15 protein-coding genes are annotated in these 17,803 nt (G+C 41.5%); 9 read left to right on the forward strand and 6 right to left on the reverse strand.

Annotation, left to right across the window (positions count from 1 at the left end; all coding sequences use genetic code 11):
* Nucleotides 1-2: 2 nt before the first annotated feature.
* Nucleotides 3-1,004, reverse strand: coding sequence for a DNA polymerase III subunit delta (gene holA / locus ABTP35_RS16080; RefSeq protein ID WP_293295153.1), 1,002 nt, complete (start codon nt 1,002-1,004; stop codon nt 3-5).
* A gap of 26 nt (nt 1,005-1,030) precedes the next feature.
* Between holA and ABTP35_RS16085 the strand changes: the two genes are divergently transcribed.
* The 3 genes from ABTP35_RS16085 (at nt 1,031) to ABTP35_RS16095 (ending at nt 3,460) form a co-directional block, all read left to right on the forward strand.
* Entirely contained in the window at nt 1,031-1,477 is a 447-nt protein-coding gene (locus ABTP35_RS16085; protein ID WP_293295152.1) for a type I restriction enzyme HsdR N-terminal domain-containing protein, read from the forward strand.
* Nucleotides 1,478-1,489: 12 nt separating this feature from the next.
* Complete coding sequence (locus ABTP35_RS16090; RefSeq protein ID WP_293295151.1) at nt 1,490-2,491, forward strand: glycosyltransferase family 2 protein; 1,002 nt, start codon at nt 1,490-1,492, stop codon at nt 2,489-2,491.
* A gap of 96 nt (nt 2,492-2,587) precedes the next feature.
* Entirely contained in the window at nt 2,588-3,460 is an 873-nt protein-coding gene (locus tag ABTP35_RS16095) for an OmpA family protein (RefSeq protein WP_224836819.1), read from the forward strand.
* A gap of 54 nt (nt 3,461-3,514) precedes the next feature.
* Here ABTP35_RS16095 and ABTP35_RS16100 read toward each other — a convergent pair whose 3' ends face one another.
* A complete protein-coding gene (locus tag ABTP35_RS16100; protein WP_293295150.1) occupies nt 3,515-4,135 on the reverse strand; it encodes an L-threonylcarbamoyladenylate synthase in 621 nt (206 codons plus the stop codon).
* 352 nt (nt 4,136-4,487) lie between these two features.
* Between ABTP35_RS16100 and ABTP35_RS16105 the strand changes: the two genes are divergently transcribed.
* Complete coding sequence (locus ABTP35_RS16105; protein WP_293295149.1) at nt 4,488-4,994, forward strand: hypothetical protein; 507 nt, start codon at nt 4,488-4,490, stop codon at nt 4,992-4,994.
* 8 nt (nt 4,995-5,002) lie between these two features.
* On the opposite strand, the gene ABTP35_RS16110 is transcribed toward ABTP35_RS16105, so the two are convergent.
* Nucleotides 5,003-7,225 carry a hypothetical protein gene (locus tag ABTP35_RS16110; protein WP_293295148.1) on the reverse strand — a complete coding sequence of 741 codons (2,223 nt, stop codon included), beginning with the start codon at nt 7,223-7,225 and terminating at the stop codon, nt 5,003-5,005.
* A gap of 141 nt (nt 7,226-7,366) precedes the next feature.
* Nucleotides 7,367-9,736: a UvrD-helicase domain-containing protein gene (locus ABTP35_RS16115; protein WP_293295147.1), complete on the reverse strand. Its 2,370-nt coding sequence runs from the start codon at nt 9,734-9,736 to the stop codon at nt 7,367-7,369.
* A 101-nt stretch (nt 9,737-9,837) separates the two neighbouring features.
* Between ABTP35_RS16115 and ABTP35_RS16120 the strand changes: the two genes are divergently transcribed.
* From ABTP35_RS16120 to ABTP35_RS16140, 5 genes are all read left to right on the forward strand, one after another.
* Complete coding sequence (locus ABTP35_RS16120) at nt 9,838-10,377, forward strand: DsrE family protein (RefSeq protein WP_293295146.1); 540 nt, start codon at nt 9,838-9,840, stop codon at nt 10,375-10,377.
* 15 nt (nt 10,378-10,392) lie between these two features.
* The gene (locus ABTP35_RS16125) at nt 10,393-11,679 is read left to right on the forward strand and encodes an amidohydrolase (protein WP_293295145.1); all 1,287 of its coding nucleotides are present in this window, start codon (nt 10,393-10,395) and stop codon (nt 11,677-11,679) included.
* Between the two features lie 95 nt (nt 11,680-11,774).
* Nucleotides 11,775-13,346: an FMN-binding glutamate synthase family protein gene (locus ABTP35_RS16130; protein WP_293295144.1), complete on the forward strand. Its 1,572-nt coding sequence runs from the start codon at nt 11,775-11,777 to the stop codon at nt 13,344-13,346.
* Nucleotides 13,347-13,389: 43 nt separating this feature from the next.
* On the forward strand, nt 13,390-14,163 hold the full coding sequence (locus ABTP35_RS16135; protein WP_293295143.1) for a hypothetical protein: 774 nt from the start codon (nt 13,390-13,392) through the stop codon (nt 14,161-14,163).
* Between the two features lie 74 nt (nt 14,164-14,237).
* Nucleotides 14,238-14,759, forward strand: coding sequence for a hypothetical protein (locus tag ABTP35_RS16140; RefSeq protein ID WP_252079842.1), 522 nt, complete (start codon nt 14,238-14,240; stop codon nt 14,757-14,759).
* A 1-nt stretch (nt 14,760) separates the two neighbouring features.
* Here the strand turns inward: ABTP35_RS16140 and ABTP35_RS16145 are convergent, their stop codons facing one another.
* Both ABTP35_RS16145 and ABTP35_RS16150 read right to left on the reverse strand, forming a co-directional pair.
* A complete protein-coding gene (locus tag ABTP35_RS16145; protein WP_224836810.1) occupies nt 14,761-15,675 on the reverse strand; it encodes a patatin family protein in 915 nt (304 codons plus the stop codon).
* The gene (locus tag ABTP35_RS16150; protein ID WP_293295142.1) at nt 15,672-17,762 is read right to left on the reverse strand and encodes a M1 family metallopeptidase; all 2,091 of its coding nucleotides are present in this window, start codon (nt 17,760-17,762) and stop codon (nt 15,672-15,674) included. The genes ABTP35_RS16145 and ABTP35_RS16150 overlap by 4 nt, the downstream gene beginning before the upstream one ends.
* Between the last annotated feature and the right edge of the window lie 41 nt (nt 17,763-17,803).

Raw genomic sequence — 17,803 nt, forward strand, 5'->3', positions numbered from 1 at the left:
GTTTAGATTATTTCAGATAGGAGTTCTTTCAACAGATCGGCCTGTGCCATGTTACTGGCTCCTACTCCTTTACTTTTTAAATCCAATACCCTTAAATTGGAGATGATGCCGCTTACCCTTTTCATGGGATAGTTTCGAGCCGCCACAACATACTCATTTACAAAATATGGGTTTACACCGAGTACTTTGGCCACATTCCCGGGAGAATGGTCGCTCAGTCCATGATATTGCAATAATTGCGTGAAAAATGTATTCAGAAGGGTTATGGTGACCACAAAAGGGTTGTCCTTGGGATTTTGGGCAAAATAATCAATGATTCTGGACGCTTTTTTTACGTTGCGCTCTCCGATCGCCTTCTTCAATTCAAAATTATTGAAATCCTTGCTAATGCCAATATGCTCTTCGATAAGGTCGGGCGTAATTTCCGTTGATGGAGGCACGATCAACGTGAGTTTGTCCAGCTCGTTGCTTATTTTGCTCAGATCCGTGCCCAAAAACTCCACTAGCATAACACAGGACTTGGGCGATATTTTATATTTTTTGTTGGCCAAGGTTCTTCTGATCCAATCCGCCACCTGATTATCGTACAGTTTTTTGCTCTCAAAGAGCTCTCCCGTTTTTTTAATGGTCTTGTACAACTTTTTTCGCTTGTCCAACTTTTTGTATTTGTAGCAAAGCACAAGAATGGTGGTCGGTTGGGGGTTCTCTGCGTAAGAGGATAAATTTTCTATGGTTCTGGAAAGATGCTGAGCCTCTTTTACGATCACAACCTGGTATTCTGCCATCATCGGGAACCTCTTGGCATTGGCAACAACTTCGTCCACCGTGGTATCCTTCCCGTACAACACCATCTGATTAAACCCTTTTTCGTCATCTGTCAGCACATTTTCTGCAATGTACTGGGAAATTCGGTCAATATAATATGGCTCCTCTCCCATCAAAAAATAAATGGGCTTTGGATTGCCCTTATTGATTTCCCCTACGATCTCTTTTACTTTGTCCATTCAAATTATATCACCAGTTTTGTAAAATGCAAGGTTTGAACTTTCCACCTTATTCGTTCCGAATCAAAAATAGCCAAAATAGGCAGTACATTTTCGATGGGATACGTAAAAAATTTGTGGTCCTCCAACCCGAAGAATGGGTCCGGCAACATGTGCTTCGGTATCTGGTGTTCACAAAAAACTACCCGAAGAGCCTGATCAATGTGGAAAAACAACTTACCATAAACAACTTAAAAAAACGTTACGATGTGGTCGTGTTCAATCCCGACGGTTCTATTTTTCTATTAATAGAATGTAAAGCTCCCGAGGTGAACATTACCCAAGCGGTTTTTGATCAGATAGCTCGGTACAACCTCCAATTAAAATCCAAATATCTAATGGTCACCAATGGGTTGGCGCATTATTATTGCGAAATGGATCATAAGAATGAAAAATACATGTTTTTAGAGGATATTCCTGAATTTAGCCGTTAATTTGCCTCCGTTTTGAAAATCGCCGTAGTCATACTCAACTGGAATGGAGAAGCTCTGCTGGAGAGATTTCTTCCCTCTGTGATGGAGTATTCCCAAGGTGCCGATATTTATGTAGTGGACAATGCGAGCACCGATGGTTCGGTAGATTTTATAAAACAACATTATCCCACTGTAGGCATTGTACAAAACAGCACCAACGGTGGTTTTGCCAAGGGCTATAACGACGGGTTGAAGAACATAAAGGCAGATATCTTCTGTTTGCTCAATTCCGATGTTGAAGTAGCCCCTGATTGGTTGGGGCCTATAAAAAAGGCCTTTGAAACACTTCCGAATGCGGCCATAATCCAACCAAAAATATTGGATTTGAACAAAAGGGACCATTTTGAATATGCAGGGGCGGCGGGAGGTTTCATCGATATGTTCGGTTACCCCTTTTGTAGAGGAAGGGTCTTCCAGACCATAGAAAAGGACGAAGGCCAGTATAACGATATCCAAGAGGTTTTCTGGGCGACCGGTGCCTGTATGTTTATAAGAAGTGAGGTTTTTAGATCGCTTAATGGGTTTGATGAAGACTATTTTGCCCACCAAGAAGAAATAGACCTATGTTGGAGAGCAAAAAATGCCGGACATAAAGTGTATTATGTAGGCCATAGCCACGTGTACCATTTAGGAGGCAGCACCTTATCCAATATGAATCCCAAAAAAACCTTCCTTAATTTTAGGAACTCCCTCTACTCCATAACCAAAAACCTTCCAAGAAAAAAGGCGCTTCCTTTGGTTTTTGCCCGCTTATTGCTAGATGGTATCGCTGCACTGCGTTTTATTTTTCAATTGAAGTTCGATCACTGTTCCGCTATCTTAAAAGCTCATTTAAGTTTTTACGCTAACTTTACAAAAATGTACAAAAAGCGCGAAAAAGCTAATTTTTTATTAAAGTACTACGCCGCGACATCCATAGTATGGTCTTATTTCGTACATCAGGTAGAGAATTTTAACAATTTAGTAAAAGATTAACGAAGCCGAAATATAGGGACCTTGCTTTTTATCTAATTTTGGTGTAGTTTTTTAACATTTGATAAATCTAACAATCCTTAAATTATATTCTGAACTATGAAAAAAGTTTTTCTAGGAGCATTGGCAATGACAGTTCTATTATCTTCTTGTGTATCGCAGAAGAAATATTCCGAACTAGAGGCCAAACACAAAGAAACCCAAGACCTATTGAATTCTGCAACCGTTAAACTAAACGATTGCTTGGAAGAAAAAGCAACTGCAGACTCTAGGCTAAAAACCCTCGAAGACCAAAATGCCTTCCTTAAAGCAAACAACCAAGAGCTCATCAACAACATGGGCAACTTGACCACACTTACCACTAAAGGTGCCGAGAACCTTGAAAAATCTTTGGAAAGTCTTCGCGAGAAAGACCTTACCATCAGAAAATTACAAGATGCCGTTACCCGTAGGGATTCTGTAAACCTTGCCTTGGTTCAGAGTTTAAAAGGTGTATTGGGCAACTTGGATGATGAGGACATTGAGATCAGCGTAGAGAAAGGTGTTGTTTTCGTTTCCATCTCCGATAAATTGTTGTTCAGAAGCGGAAGCTACAACGTAACCAACGCTGCTAAAGAAGTACTTGGTAAAGTGGCGAAAGTTGTAAACAACAAGCCTGACTTTGAGTTTATGGTAGAAGGACACACGGATAACGTGCCAATTAAAACTTCCGAACTAGCAGATAACTGGGATTTGAGTGTAAAAAGAGCAACTTCCGTTGTTCGAATCCTTCAGAACGATTTTGGTGTAGAACCATCTAGAATGACTGCTGCTGGACGTAGCCACTACGTACCACTTGTAGACAACAATACTTCTGCCAACAGAGCTAAGAACAGAAGAACACGAATTGTTGTACTTCCAAAAATCGATCAGTTCTATAACATGATCGAAGAAGGAATGAAAGATCCTGCTATCGGTGGAACCGGTAAATAAGAAAATAGAAGCTAAAGCTTAAAAAGAAAAGCGGCCAAATGGTCGCTTTTTTTATTAGTAGATATCCAAACTCCCTTTACCTTCACGTATTACCTCTGGTTCGTCTCCCGAAAGATCTATGACCGTAGAGGCCACATTGTCCCCATACCCTCCATCGATGACCACATCTACAAGATTTTGCCACTTCTCAAAAATAAGCTCCGGATCGGTAGTATATTCAAGTATATCATCATCATCACGAATAGATGTAGATACAATTGGATGCCCCAGCCCGGTAACCAATGCCCTTGCAATGGCATTGTCCGGAACACGGATACCAACGGTTTTCTTTTTTTTGAAATCTTTGGGTAGATTATTGTTTCCTGGTAGTATAAAAGTATAAGGTCCTGGAAGTGTTCTTTTTAGAATTTTAAAAGTAGGACTGTCTATTTGTCGAACATAATCTGAAAGATTGCTTAAATCGGCACAGATAAAAGACCAATTGGCCTTTGCCAGCTTTACTCCTTTAATACGGGCCACCCGTTGTAAGGCTTTTGAGTTGGTTATGTCGCAGCCGAGACCGTAAACCGTATCGGTCGGGTAAATAACCAATCCACCCTTTTTTAGCACATCCACTACTTTTTGAACCTGCTTAGGATTTGGATTTTCTTCATATAGTCTAATCAGCTCCGCCATCTATTTACAAACTAGTTAATGTACAAGGCATTTACAACAAAGATAATACATATTGGTTCTTTACTGAACTTGGTGGACCAGCTGTTAATTTAATGATAATACACACAACCTATTCATAATTCAACATCCATATAAAGTGAAAACAGCCATCCATCAACCCAAAATAACGATTGGTTGATCGGGACCGGAATAATTCTTTTAGATCCTTCATCTTTACGATAAAACATAGCTTATGAGAATGTTGCACTCCTCCATCATAGTCTTGATAACAATTGTTCTTGCCAGTTGTCAAAACAGCAACTCCAGAACGAAAGGCAACAATTCTGTTGACGCAAATAAAACCTTGGCCAAAATGGATCAACTTTTATTTCAATTAGATGGACTGGATGCAAACGACTGTAACGCCATAGACCGTATTGTTGAGGTCAATGAAAAGTTAAGAAGAGAGATAGAAAATCTAAGATTGGTCGAGGAACTGGATTATATGGTCGATGCCCATGATCCAAATAGCCATGAAATTGGGTTGATAGTTTCGGACGATGGAAATTTTGCCTTATTTTCTTGGCAGACCAAAATGGAGTGTTTGGGGCAAAGTATAAAAAATATTGCCGTTTTTAAATCGAAAAACCAACTGAGAATCTCTTCGTTATATGGAAAACCAATGCTGTATAGCCGAATATCCCAAGTGAAAGAGACCACAGGCAATAATATTTACCTTCTGCACAGCCAAAAGACAAAAGATACCCAAAACATTATTATGGGATATACCATTTCGAACGGAATTCTGGCAGAGGCACAAATAAGCAACCCAATTCATCTACAACACGATTATGCCATTTCAGAAATGGAGGATCAGTAGTTCCAGTATCAATCTATTCTTTTTTGATAAAACCCGATATCATCCAAAACAACAACTCCCATGGTATCTTTATCAAAAACCAGATGAATGCTTTTCAGTTTGTTCATGTTAAGACTGTTATTTTGTTTTAAAAAAGAGGAGATCGGAACAAAACAGCTTTTTAATTGGATCTCGGATTCATCACCTATCATATCCCTATCCAAAAAATCAAACTTGGTAAACTTGCTTTTGACCACACCCGGAAGTTTATTGTTCTCTGCCAAAGGAACCGAAGCCGAATTTCCTAAACTATCCTTAAGCATAATGCTAAAATTAAAACCACTTTTTGGAGTCAAATTCCTCTCTTTTCCTTCTTCATTTGTCGCCAATTCAGATAAATCACCCATGGCCAAGGAAAGTGCCAAAGTATCCATTTCCCCAAAATTCTTCAATGCTTCCGGCAGCTCAATGGAATAAACGGGAATTGAATCACTTTGAATATCCGAACTATGTCTCCACCCAAGTACCAAAGCATTGTTTTGCTGACTACCACCGTCTCTGGCCAATAATTCCATTTCCCGCCAAATGTTAAAATGTTCGGCATTGAGTTTTATACCATCCAATCCATTGGAAAGGTCCAAATCCCTTTCAAAATCTACAATAACATTTTTAAAATTGTCCGCATACTGAATTCTATAGGTTTCTTTGGGCAACCAATTATGGATCAGTTCCATATTCTTGAACATTGGCAAATAACTTTTGTTCTTCTTAAGAACAACTTCGGCAAAAGCGCCAATATATACCTTGGCAACTTTTCGCTGTTCCTCTCCTGTTACCAATGGGGTAAGGTTGAGCAACCATTTCATAGGTGCTCCAAAGTCCGAGCGGCCCCAAGTGGAGTTAAACTGACCGTGATTTGCATGATTCATATACAGCCCAGCCTTAAATCCATCGAAACCTTCCGAAAACTGCAAACGATGGTATGGCCGCATACCCCAAAAACTGGTTTCATCCGAGTCGTATGCTCCCTGAATTGACAAATAATTAATGTCGGTCAAACTAATCTCTCGATCGTACCTGTAATCCGTAGGAGCAATGCTGATCACACCTTTTATCCCAAATCCAAAATCGAACTGTTCATTGCCATTATCCGGAAATCTGTCCAGTTGGTTAAAAGCAGCAGCAATGGATACCGCCTCCCCTCCCCTGGAATGTCCTACAAGTACGACGTTGTCCAAATCCACTTTACCAGCCAGACCCGATGTAGTGTTTTGGTTCCATTTGCTCCATTGTTCCAAATGTTTGAGCAATAACCAACCACGAACGGGCATTTCTTTTCCTCTAAAGTCCCCGGACCAGTGTCCATTGATAAAATTTTGATCTACAGAAACACCAATAATTCCCCTGCTTGCCAGCAATTCCCCAAGGTAGGCATAGCCTCCATCGGAATAGTCGAGCATGCTGTGGTTCCCATGCACCATCATAACCATAGGGAAAGGCCCAGTGCCTTTGGGCATATACACACGGGCATTCAATGGAAAACTGTCCACACCGAAACCCCAGTATTTTTCGCGCCACTTTTTCTTTTTGCCCTTCCATTCTGGTAGCAGTAAAGATGCATCTACTGTAGGGGTTTTTATTTTTGCCCCCTCCCTATATTCTAATCTTTTGGAATCCGTTCCACTGCCATATGTAAAGACTTCAACTTCATAATTCCCCTTGGTCGAAGGGTCATCGATTCCCATATCGCTGAGTGTAGTGATTCCTTCACCATCAATTACCTGTGTGGATTCCGAGTAAGGGTCACCATCCAAAGAATTGAATCCATAAAATCCAAAAGCAACTAGGATAATGCTCGAAACGACAAGAATACCTCCTACTTTCACATTCTGTTTTTGAATGATTTGCCAAATACCCGTTGTGAATAAAATCAAACAGACAAGACCAAACAACACCAAACTATAAAACAGTAGGGATGGCCAACCAAAAGCGTACATCCTCATAATTACCAGTGAAATCAAACCTGCCAACACCGACGTAAAAAAAGGAAGCGGTATTTTTTTGAACAACGGTACCAGCCAACTGAGCAGTAGTTTTATAATGACCAGCAGAACAGCTCCAATGAGTATTCCCAAAACCATCGTGACCCAAGCAGGATACCCGATGGCATAGTGATAACCGGCAACCCCGAATAAGATTACAATAAGTAGGGCAACAGCTAAAAAGACAGGTTTTAAAAAGAGGTTTTTCATCTGGTGAGTGGTTGGTTTGGTGGTTAAATTCAAAATTTAAGCTCTGAATTTAATCAATTTTATCCGCTCACAATTTTTATGTCATTCTTAAAAAACCCACAAATCAATGGTGTTCTTATTAAAGCGATGTACAAAACTGGATCAAGCGTTGTCCAGCACCTCCAATTTGGCAAAACGTAGCAGCAGTTTTTTAATGCCACCTTGATCAAAACCGATTTCCGCTTTTCTATCGTTGCCAACACCTTCGATATTCAATATTTTGCCTCTCCCGAACCGGGTATGGTTCACTCTGGCCCCTACAACTATTCCGGGGTCTATATCGGCCGAACTGGTGGGTGAAGATATCTCTGGTTTCAGCTTTCTCAATTTTCTAAGCTGATCCTCGTTGGGTTTTTGCACACTTGGCGGGGTACCGTTCTTCGGTTTCATTTGTCGAAGTTTACTTTTATCCACCTCTCCAAAAATATTTTTATCGATCATGGATTTATATCGGTACCCATCGTTTATAGGAGTCAGGTTTTCTACATATTTCTCCTCGATCTCCTCCAAAAACCTACTTGGTTCGGCATCTATTAATTTACCCCATCGGTATCGGTTTTGGGTATAGGTCAAGAAAGCCTGTTTTTCGGCCCGGGTGAGTGCTACATAGAACAATCTTCTCTCCTCTTCAAGCTCACTTCGTGTATTCATGCTCATCGCGGATGGAAACAGATCTTCCTCCATCCCCACAATATATACATACGGAAATTCCAGTCCTTTTGCCAAATGGATGGTCATTAAAGCCACCCTATCGTCATCCTCAACATCTTTGTCCATGTCTGTTGCCAGGGCCACATCTTCCAAAAACTCGGTCAAACTCCCCGTAGCATCAGCAATCTCTTTTTGGCCTTCAACAAAATCCTTGATTCCGTTCAAGAGTTCCTCAATATTCTCCATTCGGGCAATCCCTTCTGGGGTACCGTCCTTTTTAAACTCCAATAGCAAGCCTGTTTTTTTTGACACATGTTCGGCGAGGGCAAACGCATCCGACCCCTCGTTCATGATCTGAAAACTTTTGATCATGGTAACAAAATCCGTCAGTTTACGCTTGGTTCCGGCATTAATGTTCAGGTTGAGCCGGTCCAGGTTGTCCATTACCTCATAAATAGATCGTCCGTAATGGTTGGCAGCGACCACAAGCTTATCGATAGTTGTCTGGCCAATCCCCCTTGTAGGAAAGTTGATCACACGTTTTAGGGCTTCCTCGTCTTTTGGATTGATGACAAGCCGTAAATAGGCCAAAACGTCCTTGATTTCTTTTCTTTGATAGAAAGACAAGCCCCCATAAATTCGATAGGGAATATCCCGTTTTCGTAGGGCATCCTCTATGGCCCTGGATTGTGAATTGGTCCGGTACAGCACGGCAAATTCTCCATTTTGCATTTGATGCTGCATCTTGTTCTCAAAAATGGATCCTGCCACATAACGTCCTTCTTCTGCATCTGTGGGGCTGCGATGTATTTTTATGAGACCACCATCGTCGTTGGAGGTCCATACATTTTTCTCCAACTGGTTCTTGTTGTTCGCAATTATGGAGTTGGCCGCATTTACAATGTTCTTGGTAGATCTATAATTTTGCTCCAAACGGTACACGGCCACATTGTCGTAATCGCGCTGAAAGTTAAGGATGTTGCTGATATTCGCTCCTCGGAAAGAATAGATACTCTGCGCATCGTCTCCTACCACGCAAATATTTTGATACCTATCCGAAAGTGCTTTTACGATTAAATACTGGGAGTGGTTGGTATCTTGGTACTCATCTACCAAAATATATCTAAAACGGTCCTGATATTTCATCAACACCTCGGGAAAGCGGGTCAATAACTCATTGGTGCGCAAGAGCAGGTCGTCAAAATCCATAGCACCGGCCTTAAAGCAGCGATCCACATAATTTTGATAAATTTCTCCCAGCCTTGGCCGTTTGGCCATGGCGTCGGCCTCCATCAGCTCAGGATTTTGAAAATAGGCCTTTACCGTAATGAGACTGTTCTTATAGGACGAAATTCGGTTCTGGACTTGCTTATATTTGTAAATATCCTTATCCAGCCCCATTTCTTTAATAATCGATGCGATCAAACGTTGCGAATCTTGCGTGTCGTATATGGTAAAATTGCTCGGGAATCCAAGTTTATCGCCATCATATCGCAATAATTTGGCAAAAACGGAGTGGAACGTCCCCATCCATAAGTTTTTGGTCTCGGAGTTCCCAACTATGGTCGCAATCCGCTTTTTCATTTCGCGAGCCGCCTTATTGGTAAAGGTGAGTGCCAAAATATTAAAAGAGTCTACCCCCTGTTCCATTAGGTGGGCGATCCTGTAGGTAAGCACTCGGGTCTTTCCGGAACCGGCACCGGCAATTACCATTAATGGTCCATCTTTGTGCAGTACGGGGGCCCGCTGCGCATCGTTCAATTCATCTATAAAATTACTCAAGGGCCAGAAGCTTTTAAAAGTAGGTGTGAAATTAGCCATAAATGATCTTTTGCTAAAATCTAGCTTTCAATTTTTATAAACAGTGTTTTCGGAATTGGATGTAATTTTGAATATATTTAACAACTCAACTTATTTTGCTAATGAATTTTCAAAGATTACCCCTGTTCGTTTTAATTCTGTTTACATTTTATGGATATTCCCAATCTACCAAGGCCGGCCCGATCATTGAAGATTATGGTGCGGTATGGGAAATAGACAATCCTGATTTTGTGACCGATACAACACAGGAGTTCAAAGTAGCTTTTGATGTAAAGGATGGGCCTGAGTCGGATACCGAATTAAATCGAAATATCAATACGGTGGCGCGTTTTTTAAACATGCATGCCCAGAGCGGCGTACCGGTTTCTCAAATAAAAGCAGCACTAATAGTCCACGGAACTGCCGCAAGAAACTTATTAACGAACGAAGCCTACAAAAAAAGGTATGAAGCAGCCAACCCGAACCTTGAACTTGTTAAAAGTTTATTGGATGCGGGTGTGGAAGTAATCATGTGCGGACAATCTTCCAAAACCAGAAGTCTTCCGAAGGAAGAATTGATTCCCGGAGTCAAGATTGCCCTCTCTGCAATGACGGCAAATATCCAGTTGCAGAACAATGGATATAGGCCTATTAAATTATAACCAACCTATTCAATTATGAAAAAAATACTACTACTTGCACTATGCTCCGCAAGTTTAACCATGTATGCCCAAGACCATGGGCTCGAAAAAGACATTGCCGCTGTTGAATCCAAGGTAATTGAATGGCGCCGTGATTTTCATCAAAATCCGGAACTGAGCAACAGGGAATTTAAAACCGCCGAAAAAATTGCCAAGCATCTAAAATCCTTAGGAATCGATGTTCAAACCGGAGTGGCCCATACAGGTGTAGTAGGTCTTTTAAAAGGTGACCACCCGGGTAAAGTAGTGGCCCTTAGGGCTGATATCGATGCGCTGCCTGTTACCGAAAGAAACGATCTTCCCTACAAATCTGAAGTCACCTCGGAATTTTTGGGACAGGAAGTCGGGGTAATGCACGCTTGCGGGCATGACACCCATATCGCAATTATGATGGGGGTAGCTGAAGTCTTATCCAACAATAAGGACAAAATTCATGGAACCATCAAATTTATATTCCAACCGGCCGAAGAAGGTGCCCCTCCGGGAGAAGAAGGTGGCGCAGAACTTATGGTGAAAGAAGGAGTTCTCGAAAACCCCAAAGTGGATGCCATTTATGGTTTGCACATTGGTTCCTACCTGCCTGTTGGCCATATTGCATATAAACCAGGAGGTGCTTTGGCAGCAGCACAGCGTTTTGTTGTAAAGATAAAAGGAAAACAATCGCACGGCTCACAACCTTGGGGCGGTGTAGATCCCATTTATGTGGCTTCCAAAATAGTAGATGGCTTTCAATCCATTATTAGCCGAGAATTGGAATTGACCAAGGAGGCGGCCGTAATCACGGTAGGAAAGATTTCCGGTGGTGTTCGTAACAATATCATTCCGGAAAGTGTCGAATTGGTTGGAACCATCCGAACGTTGGATTACGATATGCAAAAGCAGGTAAATACAAGGATGAAGGAAATGGCAGAGACCATCGCCAAAGCCTACAGAGCCGAAGCCACGGTGGAGATAGCCAAAGGTGTGCCGATCACTTATAATGACCCAGACCTTACCGCAAGCTCACTCTCCAGCCTTCAAAAAGTAGCGGGTACAGAAAATGTACACTTGATCAAAGCAATTACAGGAGCTGAGGATTTTTCTTTTTATCAGGAAAAAATACCCGGCTTCTTTTATATTTTGGGTGGAAAAGACCCCAATGCCGGCCCAGACGAACACTTTCCCCATCATACCCCAGATTTTAAAATTGATGATAGCGGACTTCAATTGGGCGTTAAGGCCATGACTGAAATTGCACTGGATTACCTGGACAGAAGCAAATAATATCCGATTATAATTAAACAAGTCCCAATATTCACCAACATTTGGAAATTGAATATTGGGGCTTCATATTTGTAACTATACTTTATACGACGTCAATGGAAGCATTTCTTGAATTTTTTGCCGGATTGCCCTGGTGGGCTTGGGTATTACTATTTCTGGTTTTGGTCGCTATTCGGGACATTTTTCTTCAGAAAGCCCATACGATCAGTCACAATTACCCTATAGTTGGACATTTACGGTATTGGCTCGAAAGTATAGGTCCGGAAATGCGACAGTATTTTGTGGCCAACAATAGGGAAGAACTGCCTTTTAACCGGATTGAACGCAGCTGGATCTATGCTTCGGCAAAAAAAGAAAATAATTATGAAGGCTTTGGCACCGATAGGGACATCTACAAACACCAACATATTTTTATAAAGAATGCGATGATCGGTTTCCAAATGCCGGAAAACCATCCAAACCACGCACATCCCTACTTTTTACCCTGTGCCAAAGTGATGGGCGTCCATAATAAACGAAGAAAACCCTATCGCCCCGCGTCCATTATCAATGTTTCGGCCATGAGTTTTGGTTCTTTGTCCGCCGCAGCCATCGAATCTTTGAACCGCGGTGTGGAAAAGTGCGGAGCCTACCATAATACTGGAGAAGGTGGCCTATCCCCCTATCACAAACAAGGAGGGGACGTTATTTTTCATTTTGGGACAGGATATTTTGGTGTCCGCTCAAAAGATGGTGGGTTTTCCATGGAAAAACTTAAAATTTTGGTAGATGAAAACCCCTGTATCAAAGCTATAGAAATAAAACTTTCGCAAGGTGCCAAACCCGGAAAAGGGGGTGTTCTGCCAGGATCTAAGATTACCCCGGAACTAGCGGAAATTCGAGGTGTTGAAGTAGGAAAGGATGTAATTTCTCCTCCCACTCACAAAGCATTTTCCACAATTCCGGAGTTAATGGACTTTATTGAATCCATTGCCGAGGAAACAGGATTGCCCGTAGGAATTAAGGGCGCCATCGGGAAAATAGACCAATGGCAAGAACTTGCCGATTTGATGAAGAAAACGGGCAAAGGCCCCGATTTTATCACCATTGATGGTGGCGAAGGGGGAACCGGAGCTGCCCCTCCGAGCTTTGCCGATCATGTATCGCTACCGTGGTCCTACGGATTTTCATCGGTGTACAAATTGTTCCTGGAACATGGATTAACAGATAGGATCGTGTTCATTGGAAGTGGAAAATTGGGCTTTCCTGGAAAAGCAGCAATGGCATTTGCCATGGGTGCGGATTGCATTAATGTTGCCCGAGAGGCCATGATGAGTATTGGATGCATACAGGCACAGGTATGCCATACCAATAGGTGCCCTGCTGGTGTCGCCACACAGAGTAAATGGCGCCAGAGCGGGATCAACATCCCTTTAAAATCCGATAGGCTGGCACAATACTTTAACACTTTTAAAAAAGAATTTTTAGAAATTACCCATGCTGCCGGTTACGAGCATCCTTGTCAATTTAATATGGAAGATGTCCAGGTAAATGTGGATGATGATTATCTTAGCAGCGACATTAGAAGAGTGTACAAGTATCAAAAAGAGAAAGTACCTTTTAATTCCATGCAAGAATTTTACGAATGTGAGCACCTTGGTGGAAAAGCAGCAATGGAAAAAGTTTAATGATCCAAACCCAAATAATTTTAAATATACAATTACGCTACTTATGAAAAAAAGTTTACTCCCAATCCTATTTTTAGTTGTTTCGACAAGTACATTTTCTCAACGAAAAAGTGAACTATTTGCCGAAATCGATACCCTTAAAAGTAGAATCTCTCAAGTAGAACAGGAATTGGCAAAGGCAAAACGAGAAATATCATCCAGCAGTGCCGAAGCAGAGGCCCTTAAAACAGAAAATGCAAGTTTACGAGATGCCAATGCCACCCTTTTGGGCAACTTGAGCAACTTTTCGGAACTATCCAAACAAAACTCAGAAAACGTTAACAAGGCCATGGCGGCCCTCGCAAGAAAAGAAAAGCAACTTAGTGGTATCAATGACATGATATCCGCCAACGACTCGACAGCCATTGTGTCTTTGACACGGATAAAACAAACCTTGGGAGAAAATGCCAAAGTAGCTGTAGAAGGAGGTATAATTAGCATTGGCAGCAGTTTAAACGTTCTTTTTGGCTCCGATACATCGTCCGAATTAACAGGGGAGGGAAAAACCTGGTTGGCCGGAATAGCCAATATTATTAAAAGCAACCCCAATTTTAAGGCCGAAGTGGAGGGATTGAACATTACCGGTGAATTTGGATCAACGTACAATCAAGTGGCATCGGTAGCTACGGAATTGGTGACGAATTTGGAAATCCCAGCAGAGAACATTGCAATTTCTGCAAAAGATGGCAATTTCAAAGAAGGAATCAATATTAAGCTCCAGCCCAACTACAAAGCATTTTACGCACAGGCCAAAGAAAGCGCCAAGGCAGCGCAATAACCTATTAAAAAAATACTTTTTAGAATTTTGATGCGTTGTAGGTAGTGTAAAATCAACAAAAACCAAACTACCTTATGAGTGGAGATCAAATCCTTCAGTTATTTGCTTATTTGTTACCAGCGGTTGTTACCGGTGCCGTAGCCTTCTACTTTTTTAGATTGCACACCCGAAACGAAGACGGGCGCAGACGTTTTTTACTGCATAAAGATTCGCAAAAGGAAACATTGCCCATCCGGTTACAGGCGTACGAACGTATGGCGCTATTCTTGGAGCGGATCACCTTGAACAATCTTGTGGTACGGGTCGCTCCCAAGGGCAAGAACAAAAGTGATTACGAAAATCTATTGATCAAACAAATCGAGAATGAATTTGAGCATAATCTGTCCCAACAGATATACATGTCCGATTCTTGCTGGAACATTATCAAAACTGCAAAAAATACGACCATTCAAATTATTCGATCGGCCGGAATGAGCGAGACAGATTCTCCGGACAAGCTTAGGGAGGACATTCTTAACCAGACCATGGAGAAAGAATCCCCATCCAACGCTGCTTTAGCCTATGTTAAAAAAGAGGTGAGCGATCTTTGGAAATAAGCTATTCCTGCTTTTCTGGCTCAATTGGGCTTGTTTCATCGTTCTTGTTCTTGGCATATAAATACCCACGTTTCCACCACAAGGTCATTCGGTCCTTATTGAACACCAAGGAGTTTGTGGTGAGAACAGTAGGTGTATAGTAAAAATTGATAATGGCATTTTTTTGATTCGCCACCAATTTTCCTATTCTAATATTTTGATTTTCTATCCGATCCAGCATAAACCCAAAAATTGTAGTGATCAGATCAAAGGGGTTTTTGGAGGACATACGGTTCAAATGATTTACTTCGGTATGAAGCACAACAACATCAACCTCCGTGGCGCCACGATTTAAGGCCTCTTCAATGGGTACCAATGAGCCCAATCCACCATCTGCATACTCACATCCGTTCTTCTTCACTAAGCTCATAAACGGCGTATAGTTGGAAGAGATCCAAATCCAGTCACAAAATTCTTCGTAAGTACAATCGTTAATCGACTTATATTCCACTTGGTTCAAGGATAGGTTGGACACCGTGACCACTACGTCCGTATTACCATGTTTTAACTCATTAAACTCGTCCTCGGTTATAGAGCGTCGTATCAATTTTCTAAGATTTTCGCTTTCTCCGAAGGTCTTTTTCCCTTTAATAAAATTTCGAATCACGTTCCAATGGTTTATGGCTATGATCTCTACACCGTGTTTTTTCTTGATGATAAACGGACAATTATTGAAGATACTATCCTGGTTCACATTGGAATAAATATTCTTGATCTTATCCAGTTTGTTCAGCGCCAAATGGGAAATCAACAAGCTGCCAGTGGAGGTGCCGACGAACAGATCGTACTCGTGCTTGGCCTCTTGGATCAAAAACTGGGCAACACCGCCCGCAAAGGCTCCTTTGCTACCTCCTCCGGAAATCACCAATGCCCTCATTCACCTATAGTTTTTTCCAAATATTGTTTTTCTTGCTGACTTAGCAAAGGGTATATGCGTTTAATCCTTGCCGTATTTTCGTCGGACTGCAGAAACTCCTTTAAGAGGCTTCTGGCCGATTTTTTAAAATGCCAAACATGATGCCCGCATGCTTCTATCAGGTTTTTCAGTACCATATCGTTAAATCCACCGATATTTTTTAAATACTGGAAAGCCATCATACGGGTCTCAAAATGATGTTCAGCTCCCGTTAATTCGCTTAACTCGTTAAAATAGTTTGCTTTGGTGTCCGGCCTGTATTCGGGAGTTACCAAGGCCAACGTTAACCATAGTATTCGAATATTCTTGTTGGGAAAGCCCTTAATTCCATCCGTTTCATCAAGATATTTGGTTCTGTGCTCCGGGAAATCAGTCCATAAACGGTACAGGGCAGCTTCAATGGTCGTATAACTTTTATCTCGCAAAAGATTCTCAATACTCACCCTTAGCTCCGGTGGTATTTTATTTAAGGAAAGTACCACGGCCTGTCTTGCCTTTATATCTTCGGAAGCTATAATTTCACTTAATAATTGAGTTGGCATTGCTTCTCCATAATCTAAAATAAGGTTTTCCTTTAAGTGGATTGAAGATAAAGTGCTCCAGTTTCTTACCAAAATTTCCTCGGTGCCCTCCGGTTCTTGGGCTATCTGTTTGTTAAGTTCAAAATACGTTCTGATTGAGCTGTTTCTATCTTTCAAAAACATAATGGCTTCTTCAAAGGGGAAATCCGGGTTTTCCAGCCACAATGCTTCAAAATCCGAAAGATCAGTGCCCGATTCCTCTTCCATTTCTTCTATAAAATTGGGTATGGTCACATTTTTAAAGGCGAATTTGTTCAAATAATTGCGCACTCCTTTTTTAAAGGCCATCTTCCCTACCCGCTCTTGAAGCATAACCAATGCCCACGCTCCTTTTTCATAGAAGGTAAGACTCCCTGCATTCGGATTCCAAAGCGCCTCGCCCTGATCCTCTTCGGAAAAGCTTTTCAAGGCTTCTGCGGTCCCCAACAATTTCCAATAATAGTGATCATCGCCAAAAATGTGTTTTTCTGCTAAATAGGCATAAAATGTAGCAAACCCCTCGTGCAGCCAATGATGTTCGCTACTGGTCTCCGTTACCAAATTGCCAAACCATTGATGAGCGAGTTCGTGGGCATTAACGTTAACATAGTTTTTATCCACAAAAGCAGTTGAATCCACAACATATTGATTTGAAAAAATTGTGCACGTCGTGTTTTCCATCCCAGCGTACAGAAAATCGTGAACAGGCACCTGCTTGTAATTTTGCCAAGGATAGGCCACGCCAATTCGGTTTTCCAAAAAGTCGAATATGCGCTTACTGTACCGATAAGTTGGTTCCGCATTAAGGCTATCCTTAGGCTCATAATAGAGTTCCATGGGGATTCCGGAGGATGATTCCATGGTTTCCATCTTATAGTTACCAATGGCAAAACCGATCAAATAACTGCTCATGGGCTTCTCCATATCAAACTGCCACATATATCCGTTGGAATTGGGCAATGTTTCCTTCTTGAGAAGATTACCGTTGGCGATTACGGTATAATCCTCTCTTAAAATGATTTTAAGATCAAACTCTACCTTTTCGGTCATATCATCAAAACTGGGCAACCAATGACTGGTGTACTTGCCCTGCCCTTGCGTCCATACCTGTTCATTGCCATCTACGGCATCGTCCCAACCTAGAAAATATACCGTTTGTTCAGGTTTTGCCACATAATCCATGGAAACGATATGCTCCTCCCCTTCTTTCATTTCGTTTTTGATCATAATTCTCTTGCCATTGTAATCGAAATCGATTTTTACACCATCAAAAGAAACATTAAAAAAATCCATGCTCACAGCATCAAAAAAAACGGAATCCACATCCTCGAGCAAATTAAAATGATAAGAAACACTACCCTTTATCTGTTTATCGACAGGTGTGGGTTCAATTAAAATATCGGCTCGTAGAAAATCCACTTTATCCTGGATCTGAGCGGATAAAAACTTTGAGAACAGGAAAAAAACGATTACGGGGCTCAGCTTCATACCATCATCTTATCAAAAGTCTATCCAAAATACATATTTTA

This window comes from Flagellimonas alginilytica (assembly GCF_042134605.1).
Taxonomy (GTDB): domain Bacteria; phylum Bacteroidota; class Bacteroidia; order Flavobacteriales; family Flavobacteriaceae; genus Flagellimonas; species Flagellimonas alginolytica.